This window comes from Tautonia plasticadhaerens (assembly GCF_007752535.1).
Taxonomy (GTDB): Bacteria; Planctomycetota; Planctomycetia; order Isosphaerales; family Isosphaeraceae; genus Tautonia; species Tautonia plasticadhaerens.
In genome coordinates, this window is record NZ_CP036426.1 from 8617382 (window position 1) to 8633779 (window position 16398).

The 16398-nt window shown below is 71.2% G+C and carries 9 protein-coding genes and 1 pseudogene; 8 read left to right on the forward strand and 2 right to left on the reverse strand.

Going from position 1 to position 16398, the window contains the following annotated elements:
* Window positions 1-159 precede the first annotated feature (159 nt).
* Both ElP_RS39030 and ElP_RS34220 read left to right on the forward strand, forming a co-directional pair.
* The gene (locus ElP_RS39030; protein WP_197446591.1) at window positions 160-327 is read left to right on the forward strand and encodes a hypothetical protein; all 168 of its coding nucleotides are present in this window, start codon (window positions 160-162) and stop codon (window positions 325-327) included.
* Window positions 324-512: a hypothetical protein gene (locus ElP_RS34220; protein ID WP_145278024.1), complete on the forward strand. Its 189-nt coding sequence runs from the start codon at window positions 324-326 to the stop codon at window positions 510-512. Before ElP_RS39030 ends, ElP_RS34220 begins: the two co-directional genes overlap by 4 nt.
* Window positions 513-562: 50 nt before the next feature.
* Here the strand turns inward: ElP_RS34220 and ElP_RS34225 are convergent, their stop codons facing one another.
* A complete protein-coding gene (locus ElP_RS34225) occupies window positions 563-1240 on the reverse strand; it encodes a hypothetical protein (protein WP_145278026.1) in 678 nt (225 codons plus the stop codon).
* Window positions 1241-1592: 352 nt separating this feature from the next.
* Between ElP_RS34225 and ElP_RS34230 the strand changes: the two genes are divergently transcribed.
* The 5 genes from ElP_RS34230 (at window position 1593) to ElP_RS39035 (ending at window position 12029) form a co-directional block, all read left to right on the forward strand.
* Window positions 1593-3362, forward strand: a complete 1770-nt coding sequence (locus ElP_RS34230) for an Ig-like domain-containing protein (protein ID WP_145278028.1) — start codon at window positions 1593-1595, stop codon at window positions 3360-3362.
* 134 nt (window positions 3363-3496) lie between these two features.
* Window positions 3497-4267 (forward strand): hypothetical protein, encoded by a 771-nt coding sequence (locus ElP_RS34235; RefSeq protein ID WP_145278030.1) that lies wholly within the window; start codon window positions 3497-3499, stop codon window positions 4265-4267.
* Window positions 4268-4363: 96 nt separating this feature from the next.
* On the forward strand, window positions 4364-5173 hold the full coding sequence (locus tag ElP_RS34240; protein ID WP_145278032.1) for a hypothetical protein: 810 nt from the start codon (window positions 4364-4366) through the stop codon (window positions 5171-5173).
* A gap of 225 nt (window positions 5174-5398) precedes the next feature.
* The gene (locus tag ElP_RS34245; protein ID WP_145278034.1) at window positions 5399-11161 is read left to right on the forward strand and encodes a hypothetical protein; all 5763 of its coding nucleotides are present in this window, start codon (window positions 5399-5401) and stop codon (window positions 11159-11161) included.
* A 223-nt stretch (window positions 11162-11384) separates the two neighbouring features.
* Complete coding sequence (locus ElP_RS39035) at window positions 11385-12029, forward strand: ComEA family DNA-binding protein (protein WP_197446592.1); 645 nt, start codon at window positions 11385-11387, stop codon at window positions 12027-12029.
* 237 nt (window positions 12030-12266) lie between these two features.
* Here ElP_RS39035 and ElP_RS34255 read toward each other — a convergent pair.
* Window positions 12267-14258: pseudogene (locus tag ElP_RS34255) on the reverse strand (S8 family serine peptidase); the annotation flags it as partial.
* A gap of 446 nt (window positions 14259-14704) precedes the next feature.
* Here ElP_RS34255 and ElP_RS34260 point away from each other — a divergent pair.
* Window positions 14705-15883, forward strand: a complete 1179-nt coding sequence (locus ElP_RS34260; RefSeq protein ID WP_145278038.1) for an HD-GYP domain-containing protein — start codon at window positions 14705-14707, stop codon at window positions 15881-15883.
* Window positions 15884-16398: the final 515 nt, after the last annotated feature.

The window sequence follows — 16398 nt, forward strand, 5'->3', positions numbered from 1 at the left end:
GCGCGGGTGTCACTGGTGGGAGGCTATGCCTGGGTGGCACTGGCGGCTTGCCCGCCCGTGTTCCGGCCTGGTAGAAGACACGGGCGGGCAAGCCGCCAGTGCCACCCGCCGCAGACCACACCCTTGAATTGAGCCACAACTAGATCACCGGGGATTCCGATGAGTTGCGATTCCGTCGTCAAGCTCGACGCAACCGGCCCCCAGGGGCAAGAACTCTTCCTCGTGGTCGACTTCTCGACGAAAAAGGCGTCGGTGCTCATCGTCGATCCGAGGAACGGCAATCTCCAGGTGACCGACGTACAGCCGATCGACCAGCGAGCCGGTTGATCGGTCCGTCTGGCCGGCGTTTCCGGCCCAACCGGTCGCTGACGTGGACCCCGGCCGCCGCGGTCGAGCTGCACGACGACTCCCACTTCGGCGTCGGCTCCGAGGCCTTCTTCGGGGCGATCGAGGGGAGGGGGTTCGAGATCTCCCACTTCGGCGAGACGACGTATTGCCGGCGGCCGGGTTGACCCCCGCACCCGTCGCCCCCCGGTCGTCCCGGGGGGGACCCGGGCCGGGGTCAGGGGCCGTGCTTGCGGAAGACGCCGGAGACGGTGAACTTGGTGGCGTTGGCGGTGGAGACCCGGGCGGCCTCGATGGCGTTGGTGGCGGTCAGGGTGTAGAGGCTGGCGGTCGCCCCCGTGGTGCCGGGCGGGGGGATGACGGTGTCGCTGAGCAGGGTGGACAGCAGGCTCTGGCTCATGGGCCGGGGGCTGTTGATCCGCCGGTTCAGGAAGGACTGCAAGGGGGTGTTGGCCTGGCCGGTGGCGCGCTGCAGCGAGCCGGGGACCCGGGAGAGCTCCTGGATGAGTTCCTGGCTCAGGAGGTTGACCCGCTGGACCGTGAGGGACTCGAAGGCGTTCCTCGCGGCCGTCAGGGCGTTCATGGGGGTGCCGGGCGGGGTGGAGGCGAGGTAGGCGGACTGGGCCTGGAGGTAGTCGGCGGTGAAGGAGTCGAAGGCGCGGTCGATGCCGTCGGAGACCCGGGAGGTGACGGAATCCCTGCCCTGGACGCCCCGGGTATAGGAGCCGATGACCCCCTGGGGCACGGGGCGGTCGAGCAGCAGTTGGGCGGCCCGGGGGCCGAGGCCGACTCCCTGGAACCAGCCCGAGCCGTTGAGGAAGGTGCGGGACTCCAGCCCGTTGGCGTCGACCCCGGCGGGGCGGAAGCGATGTCGATGGCGTCGGCGGTCACTCATCTCGCAATCTCCTCCTCACGGGCCGGGTCACGCCGGGGCCTCGGCACTCCCCGGGCTCGCCGGCCGCCAAATTTCGCGGGACCGCCCCGATCGGATCGGCCGGCCCGGACGCCCCGGCCGACGGGCCGCCCCGGCGCCGATCCTGGTGGTACGCTCTACCGGGCCCCCGAATGGGCGCGATCGCGTCGGCATCGCGGGGCCCGGGGGCGGGATCGCCGGGGCGTCGCAATCGGCACCAGTGGGATGATCGGCCAGGCGGGCCTCCGACTGTGCCGTCATTGCGGAAAATTCCCGAGGGTCCTCGCGGTCGGGGGCGATCCCGGGCCGCGGGGCCGAACGACAGGGATGGCTTATGTGGTGGGAACGGAAGCTTCGGCGCCCCGGTGAGGGGCGGTCGAGGTCGAATCGACGCCGGCCGCGATCCCCCGGCTCAGGGGCGATCGATGCCCTGGAGGCCCGGGCGCTGCTGGCCGTCGACGTGACGGCGATCGCGGTCCCCGAGGGCTCGGTCTTCGACGGGACGGTCGCCACCTTCGACCTGGCCAACCTGGAGGGCCCGGCGTCGGGGCTGGAGGCGGAGGTCTCCTGGGGGGACGGCTCGGCGGCGACCCCCGGGACGATCGAGTCCGTGCCCGACTCGGACCCGATGACCTTCACCGTGACCGCCCGTCACGTCTACGAGGAGAACGGCGCGTACCCGGTCACGGTGGTCGTCCGGGGTGCCGAAGAATCGGAGGACTCGGGCTTCGGGACGGCCGAGGTGGCCGTCACGCCGGTCGAGGCGACCGGGGCCCGGATCCTTGCCGTGCTAGGGAGGCCGTTCGACGCCGTCGTCGCCTCGTTCGAGGACGAGAACCGGTTCGAGGAGCCGGGGAACTTCTCGGCCGCGGTCGACTTCGGCGACGGCCGGGTCGCCCAGGGCCGGATCGAGCGGAACGACCGGGGCGGCTTCGACGTGAGGGCGTCGTACGCCTACACCTCCCCGCCCACCGATGCGGACGGCATGGAGCTGGACTCCTACCCGGTCGAGGTCTCGATCGCCGAGGTCGGCGCCCCGCCGCCCCCGGCGGTGGCGACGGGCTCGGCCCGGGTCATCAAGCCGACCTTCGACCTGACGGCGGTCCCGGCGGCGGTGGGGGTGGGCACGCCGATCGCCGAGCAGATCGGCACGCTGAGGCTGCTGGAGCCGGTGGGCCCCGAGGCGTTCCGCGTGCTGGTCACGGTCGGGCAGGAGGCCGGCTCGGCGGTCGACCCGGCGGTGGGGACGGTCGAGGGGGCGCTCGAGCCGGACGGCCCGGACCGGCCGGGGCAGTACCGGGTCATCCTGCCGGCGACCTTCCCGGTGCTCGGGTCGTTCCCGTACTCGGTGAGCGTCACCCGGGTCGACACCGGGGAGGTGCAGTCCGGGGCGGGGACGATCACCGTGACCCCCGTCCCCCCGGTCCGGATCTCAGGGAGGCTCTCCCCGCTGGCCGACACGGGGGCCTCGGTCGACGACGCCCTGACGAGCACCCCGTTCCCGACCTTCGTGGGCTCGGCCCGGCCGTTCTCGGTGGTGCTGGTGCACGCCCGGAGGCTCGACCAGAAGCAGGAGACGCTGCTCGGCCGGGCCCTGGCCGATACTCAGGGGAACTGGCAGGTGTCCGGCGGGCCGCTGCCGGACGGGCCGTACGTCGTCTCCGCCCTGCTCTCGCAGGGGGACGAGGTGCCGGAGCGGACGTTCCTCTATCCGCCGGTCTCGCCCCTGGTGATCGACTCGACGCCGCCGGCGGTCCTCCGGGCGGTGCCCGACCCGTGGTCGGGGGTCGTCCGGGTGTCGTTCCTCCAGGACCCGGCCGGGCTGGACGTGCCCTCGCTGGTGAATCCGTCGAACTACGCGCTGAGGCTGGGATTCTCCCGCAGGGCCCTGCCGATCCGCCCGGTGGCGGCCGGGCTGGAGTTCGCCAACGCGGAGGAGGCGGTCGTCGCCCTCCGGTTCGACCGGAGGATCCCCCGGCACTTCCTGATGGAGGTGTCCGGGGTGGGCGACCTCGCCGGCAACGTGCTGTCGGCCGTCGTCCCGGCCAGCCGGGTGGCCCCCGCTCGGCCTCCCCGGTGGCAGGGCCTCCGACGGTCCGGCTGACCGGGTCCGCCGGCCGACCTCGGCCGACCCCGGCCGACCCCGGCCGACACGGGCTCCTTGAACGACGGCCCCGCCCGCCCCGTCGCGATCCCCGGGATCGCGACGGTCGTCGGGCCCGACCCCGAGGCCAGACCATGACGCGAAGACTCGCCCCGAAGATCCTCGCCGCCACGCTCTGCCTGCTGCTCGGCCGGGCCGACACCCGGGCCACGGCCCAGGCCCCGCCCCGCCCGGCGGCGAACCCGTTCCGGCAGTCGCTCCAGCCGGACCTCGTGCCCCCCTTCCCCCGGCGGTCGTTCGACTTCGGCCGGGGGGCCGAGTACCACCGCCGGATCGCCCGGAACCAGTGCGGGCTGCCCTCGGGCTTCGACTTCGATCGGGAGATCCCGATCGTCGCCGCCCGGACCGTCTCGTTCTTCCCACCGCTGGAGGACACGCTCCGGGTGCCCGGGGCCGTCGACCCGTTCGCCCTGGCCAAGGCGGCCGACGGCCTGGCCCCGGCGACGGGGGCGCGGACGATCCGCCGCAAGCGGTTCACGCCCCAGGCCCCGAACCTGGCGATCGGGCCGTTCCTGCTGCGGACCAACGGGGTGGCGATCTACGAGGACGGCGGGATCGCCTCGGGGGGGCTGCTGTCCCACTCGGGGGGGATCGAGGCGTCGGAGCGGGGGGGCGAGGCCGTGCTCCGGCTCCGGGCGTACTCGGCCGCGCCGCTGGACATCCTCTCGACCGACGCGGTGCCCCTCTGGTCGACCGAGGTCCCGGCCTGGGTCCCGCGCGGCGGGCCGACCGAGGTCTCCCTGGCCGACCCGCTGGCCGACCCCGGCCTCCGCGCGAAGGTCGCCCGGTCCTTCGACGAGGTGACGCACATCGAGGTCACGATCGAGCCCCGGACCATCCGATAAATCCGGCAAAGGCCGCCCGCCGGGCCCGCCCGGGCGTCGGCCCGGCCCGGCTCGCCTCGTCGCGACCCGCATCGGCCCTCACGGAGGAACCCGGCCATGCCGAGGATGCCCCGACGACTCCCGGCCCTGATCCGCTCGGCCTGCCTGGCCTCGCTCGTGGCGCTGCCCTCGCCCTCGACGGCCACCGACCCGAGGGCCACCGACGGCGGCCTGAACGACCTGGTCATCTACCTGTCGACCGACCACCCGCAGGGCGTCCCCGAGGTCGAGTTCCGCCAGATCCGCGACGAGCTGGGGAGGATGGGGATCGCCGTCACCCCGGCGGTGCACGTCCACCGCTACTACTACAACGGCAACAAGCAGTACCAGGGCCCCTTCGTCGTGGGCGGGCCGACGGTGATCGTCGCCAACCATCCGAGGACCAACGAGCGGATCTACGTCGAGGCGCAGCTGCCCTCCGGCTACCCGGAGATCGCCTACGACGACTGCTCGATCACCTACATTTATCCCGAGCGCCGGGTCGAGCTGAAGTTCCCGGTCGGCCGCCCGGGTCAGACCGCCGTCTCCTACCTCCCCGGCCGGGGCCTGGGGCTCCGGCTCCATGAGATCGGCCGGGCCCGGGCCGAGCTGCGCGAGGAGGCCCGGCAGACGGACCCCCTCCGCAGCTCGCTGGCCGGCGTCCGCCAGAACCTCCGGGACACCACCCGAGGGCTGGCCGTCGCCACCGGCTCGGTCGTCGGCCAGGGGACCCAGGCCATCGGCCAGGTGATCTCCTCGGCCCCCGGCATCCGCTACCTCCAGTCCCGGGGCCAGCAGGCCCTCGTCCAGCGCGACCAGGCCCGCTTCCGGACGGCCGTCGAGCGCGTCCGGACCGAGGAGATCGAGTACGCCCCGACCATCCGCTGACCCCTCCCCCTCGACCACGACCCGCCTCCCATCGCCGCCGGGCCCGCCCGGGGATCTCCCGATCCCCGGGCGGGCCTTTCGCTTGCGCCTCCTGCCTGCCGTTATCCGCAAACTCCCCTCAATCGGAACGACCGGCAAGGCCGATAACTCCGATTATTGTGAGTCCTCGGGCTCCCCCGATGGCGGGGAGTCCCGGCTGGGAAGGATGGCCAGGGAGGGCCGAAGATGCGAAGACGACGCGCCCCGTCGCTCGGGACCATCGTGGTGGTGGTAGCCCTGACCTCGCTCGTCGTCTCCCGGCCGGGGGAGGTGTTGCGCGTCCTTTCCGTGCTGATCGAAGGGGCCCGAGAGGCCGTCGAGACGCCTTCCGAGCAGCCCGGCCCCCAGGCCGTCGCCGAGGCCCCGACCTTCCTCCCCGATCCGGCCTCCCCCCCGGTCGACGGGCAGATCCGACGGGCGTCGGCCCAGGATGAGGAGGAGGACGATCGTCCCCAGGACGACCCGGCGCCGGAGGTCAATGCACCGGAAGGCGATCTCCTGGAGCCGACGGATGAACCCGAGCCAGATGGCCCGCCGGCCCCGCCAGATGGCCCGCCGGCCCCGCCCGGCGGGCCGCCACTCGCTCACGGTAGGGCGCCGGGCACTCCCGGCGGGCCGACGGCCGCAGCAGGGGGCCCGGCGGCCGCGACCCCCTCCCCCCTCCAGTCGCTTCCGGCGCCCACCATCACATTCGTGCCGGACGACGGCGTACTAGTCGACCTGGATACCGGCGGCGAAGCCACCGACTCGACGATCCGGGCCACGACCCGGGCCGCGTCGGTGCGGGTCGTGGTGAGGACCGAGGTCGATACGCGGCCGATCCAGGTCGTCCTCGTTGGCAGCACCGGCCTGCCACTGGACGGGGTCGCGCCCGCCGACATCAGCAAGGACGGTCCCGCGACGTTGACGGTCTCGCTCCCGACCGATCGGCCGAGTGCCACGCTGGAGATCGCCGCCGAGATCAGGCCCAAGCCCGACCCGGCAGCCCCGGCGGGGCCCGTCCCATTGCCATCGCCGCGCAGCCGGACCCTGACGGTGAAGGTGGACCGGGTCGGCCCCCGGATCGCCACCATCACCTACGACGACGTGAACCGACGCCCAGCGGCGATGGTCGTCGTCCGGTTCCAGGACGACGACCTGAGGGGCATTGGGACGAGCGGGGCCTTGACCGGCGACCGAATCCGACTGCGGCGGAGGGCCACCGGGGTCGAGGTCGGGGGCGTCGTCACCGGGATCACCATCGAAACCGACCCGCTCCAGCGTGATCGCATCTTCCTCGTCTTCGACAAGCCGCTGGCTGCGGGGATCTACGACCTGTCGATCACCGAGGGGGTCGACCGGGACTCAAACCGGATGGTCGACCTCGCCGGCAACAAGGCCGGCGAGGTAACGACCGCCGCCGGGGCCCTCGTGTCGTTCGAGGCCCAGGGGGGCGACTTCGAGGTCTTCCCGCCGAGCCAGACGGGCCAGCACGTGGCCTTCCCGCTCTACGCGCCGCCGAAGGTCGGCGACCGGGAGCAGCCGTTCAACCCGAACGACTTCGTCGAGACCCGGGTCGCCCGGCTGTACTACCAGCGGGACGCCCACCGCGTCGCCCAGATCATCAACCGCAACGTCCGCTCCTACAACCGGGCCGCCGTCGACCAGGCCGAGCGCGCCGCCGAGGACGCCCGGGAGCTGGCCAATGAGCTGGTCGACGAGCGTCGCTTCGCCGAGGAGCGCGCCATCCGGGCGGCCGAGGAACTCCGGCGCTCCGAGGCCGAACTCCAGGAGGCCCAGGCCGAACTCTCGAACAAGGAGCTGACCGACGCCCAGATCGACGAGCGTGAGGCCGAGATCGCCCGGATCAATGACGCGATCAAGGCCGAGGAGGAGCGGAAGAAGGCCCCCGACCTCTCCGAGGAGCAGGTGAAGCTAATCGAGGACAACATCGCCGAACTCAACGGGCAACTCGCCCGGGCCCAGGCCGCGAAACAGACGTTGGACGACCAGCTCGCCCGCGCCAAGGTCGACGCGCCGACGAAGCCCGTCCGGGAGCGGATCGACGACGCCCAGCAGGCGATCCAGACCAAGCGACAGGCCATGATCGAGCTCCAGGCCGCCGCCTCGGTCGCGCAGGCGAAGGAGGACCGGCAGGCCGAGGTGGCCTTCCGCAAGGAGGTGGCCGCCGCGAACGAGGATCCGGACACCTACGTGCCCGGCGACGTGGACTCGATCGACCCGGTCACCCAGGTCTCCATCAGCGTGATCGGCGAGGGCCTGATCCAGCTCCGCGGCCCGATCCAGGGCGTGAACAAGATCCGGACGATGATCAACCAGATCGACGCCCCGCTCGGCCAGGTGAAGGTGGGCATCTTCACCGTCCAGGTCAACGGCGAGCGCGGCGACCGCATGGATCGCGTCGCCCGGCGGATCGAGGGCTACGTCGACGTCTCCCGGTTCCTCACGTCGCACTCGTTGATGCTCATCCGCAAGTCGGTCCAGGAGGTCGCCTCCGAGGTCGCCGTCGAGGCCTGCGGGGAGGTGGACGGCCACACGCAGATCGACCGCGACCGCCGCTACCTCTACGCCTTCTTCGGCCGGGACTTCGTCGACTCGCTCTTCTCCATGAACAGCGAGTTCCTCTTCACGGGCAACCGGCTGCTGTCGCTCAACTCGATGGACAACATCAGCCTGAACCGCGCCCTGTTCGTCCTCGCCCTGGCCCGCAACGACGTCCGCCGCCGCATCCTCGACCGCTTCATGATGCACGTCACCGGCGACCTCCCCCAGGCCGAGTACGAGTACCTCATCGCCACCCGGATCGGCACCCCCGGCAAGCACCTGATGAAGAAGGTGCACGAGGGCGTGCTCAACCACTACATCTTCCGCAACTTCCGCAGCGTCTTCGAGACCGAGGTCGTCGGCGCCGACACCCTGAACCCCATGCAGCTGGAGTTCCTCCGCCTGGCCCAGATCTTCAAGTCCCAGATGGTGGCCGAGATCGAGCTGAAGCAGCGCACCGTCGAGCGCGGCCTAATCCAGGACCGGGCCAACGACGAGATCCAGCAGGCCGAGATGCTGGCGGAGATCCAGCGCCAGTTGCGCGAGAAGCTCCAGGGCCAGCTCAGCAGCTTCGTGGCCAAGGACGAGGCGTTCCGCAAGGGCCTGAACGAGGCGGAGGTCGCTCTGGCCCAGGCAAATCGGGCAATCTCCAGTCTGCAACAGGTCGAGCTGGAATGGAAGAGATATGTCAGCAGGTTGTTGGAAACCACTCCTGGCATCGAGAGCCTGATCAACGAGTTCTTCGCGAACCCGAACGAGAATGAGGATGATCGAGTGGCACGGGAGAAGACCCGACAGCAGATCGACGCGGCATTCAGACAGGTACCTGCCCCGCTTGCGGCGAAGGATGCGTTTGCAGAGCTGAGGAAATCGCTCACCGCCCTCCTCGCGACCCCTGGCCTCCTTTCTCAGGAGGAACAAGCAGAGGTGAACGACCTGATCGAAAATGTCGATCAGCAGATCGCCTTCATCCAAATCCCCCAGGCGCCGGCCTCCAGCGTATACATCGGCGCCGACACCGTATTCAACGACTTGAGCTTAACTGTCACCCCGATCCGAGATCGACTCCTTGACTTGCAGCAGCAGATGTACACGCTGCGGGGGCTGCTGGTGGGTGCTACGACGGGTTTTAGCGCGGCCATCGGGGAGGCCCTGAAGGGGGACGGGCGTCGTCAGGCCGACCCCACGAAACGCCAGGAACTCCTTGACGCGTACACAAACGTGATCGCTGAGATCGGCGAGGCCTTCCCGGATGGGGGAACTGGGGCGACGATCAGGGATTCGGTGACGGAGGCGTATACCGCCGTTCAGAGCAGCTTCGACGCGGTCGACAGCCTGAGGCGGAGCACGTCGCTCAAGTACGCGACACGGCAACAGCTCGACAATCGCAAGCTGCTCGACTACCTCATCACCGAGAAGGAGGACAAGTATATCGAGCTTGTTGAGGGCACCCGGGCGTACACGGCGAACATCGACGCCTACCTGAAGCGGCTGGTCGTGGCATTGGAAGACGACTGCCGAATCCAGTTCTACGACCCGGCATTCGAGCGGGTCCGGGGCGCGGCCCGAGCCTACGATGTGGAGCTAGGGCAGATCGAGCGGACGACGGTGCTGACGAACAACCGGCAGCTCGCCAAGGTCGAGCCGACCGCGACGATGGAATTCGATCTTCCTAAACGTGATATTGTGATCACAGAAGCAATGAAGGGGGCCAAGGCCTTGGTGCAGGACTATGGGGCCCTGCTCCAAGACCCAACGTTCCTGGCGGCAACGAGTCTGCTGAGCGGGTCGCCGCCGACGGCTGGGTTCAGCATGCCGCTGCCCGCCGTCCCGGGGCTTCCCAACGGCGGCTTCGCCACGCCGCTGGTCAAGGACGTGCTGCCGACCTTGCCGTCGAGCACGCCCCAGGAATCGTTCAACCTGTACGGCAAACCCCAGCCGGAGCTGGGGGCCAACCTCGCCGCCTTGATCCCCGACCCGGCGATCTACAAGTTCGAGACGGGCACCGGATTCGAGATCCGTCCTGTAATCCAGCCCGACGGCGACTCGGTCATCTACGATTTCAATTATATGTACACGACTAACGTCCGAGAGCCCGTCCGCCCCGACGAGAAGCACCTCGGACGCGTCAAGCGGCACTTCCTCAACACGCAGGTGCAGACCTCGACCTACGAACTCCGCGAGCTGAGCCGGTACACCGTCGCCCTGAAGGCCGCGCGGACGGGCCGGGGCGTGCCGCTTTTCGAGGACATCCCGGGGCTCGGCATCCTCTTCCGGCCTCTGCCCAGCGCCGAATCATCGCTCCAGCAGAACATCATCTTCGGGCAATCGACCGTGTATCCAACATTATATGATCTTATGGGTCTTCGATGGGCTCCGTATATCGTGGACCTCGACGATGTTCACCTCCAGGAGGAGGAGTTTGTCGTCCGGGGCCGACGGAAGACCATCGAGGATTGGACGTTCGACGAGAGCTCCGGCAGGGTCGACACCTTCCTCCGGGTGCCGGAGCGGCCGCAACTCTACCGCCCGGACCTCTACCGCACCCCGGATCGTCCCTCGCCCTACCACCCGAACGGATTCACCGCTGACCCGCTCATCGAGCTCCCGAACGGAGACAAGGCGCACCTTATCGACCCGACCGGCAACAACTTCCAGGTCCCCGATCCCAGGCCACGCGAATACCAGTTGCCGCCCTTCGATGAGCGCTCTGGGAGGCTCCAACGAGCCCCTGCCGATCCGCCGCCCCACCTGGGGCCGGTCGATCCTTCCGTCGAGCAGCCCTACCTGGGCCCGGTCGATCCCGCCCTCCGGCCGCCCGCCCTCGGGCCGATGGGTCCCGTCACCGAAGAGCTGTATCTCCACCACATCCCGAACAGGGAGATGGGGATGGAGCCCCTGCCTGCAGACTCGAGCAACTTCCACCCGCCGGCAGCCGGTCCCCTCGCCCCCTGGCCTGAGGTGATCGATTCCGCCGTGCCTCCCCCGACGTTCGATGGGGGAGGAGGCGCCTCGATTGATCCTGCAATGCTCCCCGCCCCGCTCGACACCCACCCGGTCGTGCGCCCGCCCTTGCCCGTCGATCCGGCCACCCAGCCCGTCTTCCCGGATTCCTCGATCCCATCCCCTGGGCTTCGCATGCAGCCCGGCCCGCTGGACGGGGATTTGCCCCGTCCGCTGGACCAATTCCCCAGGCCAGCTCCTTCGGCCGCACCGAATGAGCTCTCGGCGACGGTCGGCAGCCGATCGTCCCCACGGGACTCGGCTCTCGTCCCCGCCGGGGGTTGGCGCCGTCTCTTGGTGCCGGGGGGTGACCGGCAGCCTGGTCGGGCGGAGTCATCAGGTGAGCCGCGATCCAAGCTGAGGCGATTCTTCTCGGCTCCTTCTCGGGGCGAGGGCCCTTAAGCCTGAATCGGCCCCCGGGCGGAGAATCTTCCCCCCGCGTGTCGTTGCGAGCAACTCGACCACCTCCTGAGGCCCAGGGATGCGAGGACGTCAGCCCTGCTGTATCGAATGACATGGGTAGCCATTTGGCCCCGGCTCGAAGACCGAGTAGACTTCGGTCGGGGCGCCTCTGTAGGCCCCGACCCGGTCGATTCGTCTCACCTCGTAGCTGGTCGCGACTCTCATGGCATTTCAATTCGGTGACCGCCCGTGTTCCGAGGTTAGGACGAGGGTTGTTGGTGTGTTGACGCAATCGTTTGGAGGGTCGACGACGATCAGGGATGTGTCTCAGGCTGTCTATGATCAGCACTACAGGAGCGATGGGGCCTACGACCCAAACGCCTCCCAGGAGCGTGTGCGTGGTTGCGCCGATCCGGGATCCTACGAAGTCCACCCGATCAACCCGGGGAGGCGTTCGAGCCGTGACCGCATCGCGGCGGTCTCGGGTCGCGGTGCCATACTGACCCGGTCGGCGCCCTCGGCCCCCGCGATGGATCGAGGCCTGGAGTTCCCCGCCACTGTCGATGGCGGGGCCCCCCTGCCCCTGACTCCAGGAGAGCCGATCGATCTTCTCGCCGAGGGCGGCCAGGTCGCCCCGGATGAGCCGGCACCGAGCCCTCCGACATCGCCGAATACGACGCGCAAGATCGACCTGAATACCGCCTCGAAGGAGGAACTGATGAGCCTCCCCGGGATCGGCCCGGAGCTATCGGATCGGATTGTCGAGGCGAGGGATTTCGCGTCGGTCGACGACGTTTCCCGGGTCAAGGGGATCGGGCCGAAGACGATCGAGGACCTGCGACCGCTCGTGGAGGCTCGGGGGGGGTAGCCCGGCGTGTTTCTGAGCCGCATGCCCGGGCGGACCTGGTCTCTCGGCCGGGTCGGGGGAAGCTTTTCCCGGGGATCGGCACGACGGCCTGGCCGTCGGGCCGATCCGGGGGGCGGGGCCTCAGGATTTCGTCGAGGACCGGGTGCCAGGGCGGCGGGTGCGGCGGGGGGGGGCGGGGGCGGGGGCCGCGAGGGAGGAGGCGGGGGCGGGCTGGCCGTTGCGGTCGGCGGGGGTGGAGAAGGCGAGGGAGAGGCCGAAGGAGGTGAGGGTGCCGGTGTCCCGGGCGGCGGCGTCGCGGATCTCCAGCTGCCAGGTGCCCTGGGCGGGCTTGCCCCGGAAGGCGGAGAGGGCGGGGGTGTTCACGGCGTCGTAGGTCATGCGGAGGTTGCGGGAGGAGCCGCCGAGGCGGTCGTGCAGCACGATCCGGCGGGATCCGGCCGAAGGGGGCGGGATCAGGGTGAGCACCAGGTCGCCGACGTAGGTGTGGGCGATGTCGACGGAGACGGAGAGGGACTCGACCGGGGAGGGCTCGCCGACCTCCAGCGAGACGCCGACGGTGCCGAGGTCGGGGATGGGGCGGTTGTAGACCCGGGTCAGGTGCAGGGTGTCCCCGGGGCGGGGGCGGGCCAGCTCGACGGCGGAGGCGGCGTTGAGGCGGCCGAAGCCGAAGAACCGGCTGCGGCCCTCGGCGTCGTAGGAGCCGCCCTGGGGGTCGATGGGGTCGCAGCAGCGTCGGAGGATGTCGCGGACATCCTCGCGGCGGAGGTCGGGGTTGGCGGAGAGGACCAGGGCGGCCACCCCGGCGGCACCGGGGCAGGAGCTGGAGGTGCCGCCGAAGGAGTCGGTGTAGTGGCCCTCGGGGTCGCCGCCGCCGTCCCGGGGGTTGTAGCCGTTGGCCGTGCCGGAGCGGTCGGTGGTCCAGATGCCGGGGGTCAGCGGCTCGGGGTGGTTGAAGGGGGGGTGGCCGAAGTCGCTGCTGGGGAAGGCGCACCAGAGGGGGGCGCCGAAGTCGCTGTAGACGCTCCGCTTGCCCCGGTCGTTGCACGCGGCGACGGCGATCACCCGCTCGTAGCTGGCGTAGCCGTCGTTCTCGACCGGCTCGTTGCCGTTGCCGGCGGCGAAGAGGACGACGCAGCCCTTGCCGCCCCGACCGCTGGAGGTGGCGTAGTCGATGGCCAGCCGGGTGCTGGCCGGGAGCTGGACGACCCGGGCGTGCCGGGGGTCGTCGGCGTCCCACCAGCGGCCGTCGGGGGGGCCCCAGCTGCACGAGATGACGTCGGCGCCGTTGTCGGCCGCGAAGCGGAAGGCGGCGGCCTCCCGCTGGGAGCCGAGGCCGGAGGCGAGCCGGATGGGCATGAGCCGGGCCTTCGGGGCCACGCCCGAGGCCCCCCCCCGGCCGTCGGCGCAGGCGACCCCGGCGCAGGCGGTCCCGTGGTCGTCCGGGGAGCCGAGGTCCTTGGGCCGGGGGTCGGCGGAGTCCTCGGTGGCGTCCCGGGGGGAGACGACCTTGCCGGATCGGTTGAACTCGGGGTGGTCGACGTCGAAGCCGTCGTCGATGACGGCGATGGTGATCCCCTCCCCCTGCGAGTCCCGGTGGGCGGCCTCGACGTTGGCCCCGGCGTTGATGGCGATGCCGCCCAGGGTGGTGGCCCGGAGGTGCCACTGCTGCGGGGCGATGGCCTTGGCGGCGCGCTCCCGGACCAGCTCGGGGTGGCAGAACTCGACGTCGTCTCGCCTCAGGAGCTGCTGGGCGATGTCGAAGACCTTCTGGCCGGTGTCCTCCGGGGCGGCGGCGAAGAAGGCGTTGGTGGCGTAGGTCGGCTCGTTCTTGATGGTGAGGCCGGCCTGGCGGAGGACCTCCCGGCAGCGGTCGGGCTCGGCGACGTCGACGAACTTGATGAAGAGGTTCTCGGTGTAGAGGACGGGCTCCCCGCTCTGGGGGTCCTCCAGGACCCCGCCGGCGAACTGGACGTCGGGGACGAGCCTGAGGGCGGCCTTGCGGTCGCCGAGGGAGCGGCCGCCCCGGGCCCTGGGGACGCGGTAGACCTCGACGCCGGCCTCGGGGAAGGCGACGACGAGCTGGGCGTCGGCGATGCCGGCCTCGGCGGCGGAGGGGACCGGGCCGCCCCGGAGGGACCGTCGGCTGTGGGTCCGCACGGCGATCATGTCGTCGCTCGCCTTCAGCTCGAACCCGGGCTCGTCGGCCCGGCCGAAATTCACGATCGGCATGGCGGCACCGGCCTTTCTTGTCCGATGGAGGGGGGCCCCGGCCCGCCAGAGGGCCGGGGGCGTCACCGCCCGGGTCGGCCCCCGCCCCCCCCGGCGGGTCGACGCGGGGGCGTCCCGGCCGGCCCCGGGCGGGTCGGGATCAAATCGAGCGCTCCATGATGCTCGATTTGTGGAACCGACCGTCATCTGACCAGGTCCAACGGCCCGACGCCAGGGAAAACGGGATGGGATGGGATGGCCCGGGGTCCGGCCTGGGGAGGAGGGGGCTCCGGGTGGGGGGGCGGGGCCGACCCCGGGGACCCGGACGGGGCGGGTCGGGGGGATTCCGTTCCGGGAATCGACATCCATCCGCCGGAAGAACTAGGCTTCTCGCTGACCGAAGGCCGCGCAGCCGTGGCCGCCGGCCCGACGTGGGGCCGATCGCATGCAGTCGCCTGGAGGACGGGATGGAACGCCCCGAGGTGATCCTGATCGCCGATGACGAGGACGCCGGCCGCAAGGCCATCGAGTCGGCGATCACCGGGCAGGGCTACGAGATCCTCCGGGCCCGGGACGGGCTGGAGGCGCTGGAACTCTCCGCGGAGAGGGAACCCGACCTCGCCCTGGTGGACGTGATGATGCCCCAGATGGACGGCATCGAGGTCTGCCGTCGGTTCCGGTCCGACCGGAGGCTCCGGGAGCTGCCGCTGCTGCTGGTGACGGCCCTGGACGACCGCTCGATCAGGCTCGCCGGCCTGGAGGCCGGGGCCGACGACTTCCTCGGCAAGCCGATCGACCGGGCCGAGGTCCGCACCCGGGTCCGGGGCATCCTCCGGCTCAACCGGTTCCGCAAGATCCGGGACTCGCACGCCCGGCTGGCCGCCGCCTACGACGAGACGCTGGAGGGGTGGGCGAGCCTGCTGGACCTGCGGGACCGCGAGACCGAGGGGCACAGCCGGAGGGTCACCGGCCTGACGGTCGCCCTGGCCTCGGGGGCGGGGATCTCGGGGGAGGAACTGGACCACGTCCGGCGCGGGGCCCTGCTGCACGACATCGGCAAGATGGGCATCCCCGACGCCATCCTCCAGAAGCCCGGCCGGCTGGACCCCGAGGAATGGGAGTTGATGAAGCAGCACCCGAGGCTGGCCTTCGAGATGCTCTCAGGGATCGACTTCCTGCTGCCGGCGCTGGAGATCCCGCGCTGGCACCACGAGCGGTTCGACGGCGGCGGCTACCCCGACGGCCTGGCCGGGCCGCGGATCCCGCTGGCCGCCCGGCTCTTCGCGGTGGTCGACGTCTGGGACGCGCTGTCGAACGACCGGGTGTACCGCCGGGCCTGGCCGAGGGACCGGGTGCTGGCCCATCTCCGGGCCGAGTCGGGCCGGCACTTCGACCCGGGGGCGGTGGATCGGTTCCTGAGAATGGAGGCCGACGGGCTGGTCGACCGGGTGGCCCGGGAGGCCCAGGACTCGCCGCTGAGGGCCGGTCGGGCCGGGGGCGATCTCCGATCGCCGACCTCGGCCTTCCCGGGCGTCCTGCCGCAGCCCGGCCCGGCCGTGGCGACCGGGGGTGGTCCGACGGATGCCCCCGGGCGCCCGGGGCGATGCGAGCTGCCGGTGATCCCGGCGGCGATCGCAGTGGGATGATCCCGCCGGCGTCGTCGCGACCGCTCCGGAAGGCCGATTCCGTCGGCCGTCGGCCGGGGTCGGGCGGGGCCTCCTCCGCCCGACCCCGGCCGACGACCCGCGACCGGGACGGCCCCACGCGGTCCGGCCTCGTGCGGATCCCGGTTCTCCCGGATTCCCGGCGTACGGAGGCCGGTCGGTCTGGCCGGGGACCTCGGCGCCCCAAGGCCACATGGCCGCCCGGCCACCGCGCGGGGTTCGTGCCCGAGCGACTCGCGATGGGTCACGCCGATGATCGATCACCGGGAGCCTGGATCGCCCCCGGCCCTCGCGGCACGGACCCGGCCGGGGGCGGGTTTGCCGGCGGGGCCGAGGCGGCCGGGGTCTCGTGGGCCGGGCGGGCCGACATCATGCGGGATTGCCGGGATCAAGGGCCCTCGGGTGGCCGGGCTCCCCCCCGCGAGGCCACCGGACGGGGGCCTCGCGGGGGGGAGCCCGGCCACCCCCGGTCACCGACGGCGAGTCTCCCGGGCGAT

What these genes read in the sequence shown, in the direction of transcription:
- ElP_RS34245 (WP_145278034.1), top strand. Translation starts at nt 5,399, where the DNA reads ATGCGAAGACGACGCGCCCCGTCGCTCGGGACCATCGTGGTGGTGGTA.
- ElP_RS34225 (WP_145278026.1), bottom strand. Translation starts at nt 1,240, where the DNA reads ATGAGTGACCGCCGACGCCATCGACATCGCTTCCGCCCCGCCGGGGTC.
- ElP_RS39035 (WP_197446592.1), top strand. Translation starts at nt 11,385, where the DNA reads ATGGCATTTCAATTCGGTGACCGCCCGTGTTCCGAGGTTAGGACGAGG.
- ElP_RS39030 (WP_197446591.1), top strand. Translation starts at nt 160, where the DNA reads ATGAGTTGCGATTCCGTCGTCAAGCTCGACGCAACCGGCCCCCAGGGG.
- ElP_RS34260 (WP_145278038.1), top strand. Translation starts at nt 14,705, where the DNA reads ATGGAACGCCCCGAGGTGATCCTGATCGCCGATGACGAGGACGCCGGC.
- ElP_RS34240 (WP_145278032.1), top strand. Translation starts at nt 4,364, where the DNA reads ATGCCGAGGATGCCCCGACGACTCCCGGCCCTGATCCGCTCGGCCTGC.
- ElP_RS34235 (WP_145278030.1), top strand. Translation starts at nt 3,497, where the DNA reads ATGACGCGAAGACTCGCCCCGAAGATCCTCGCCGCCACGCTCTGCCTG.
- ElP_RS34230 (WP_145278028.1), top strand. Translation starts at nt 1,593, where the DNA reads ATGTGGTGGGAACGGAAGCTTCGGCGCCCCGGTGAGGGGCGGTCGAGG.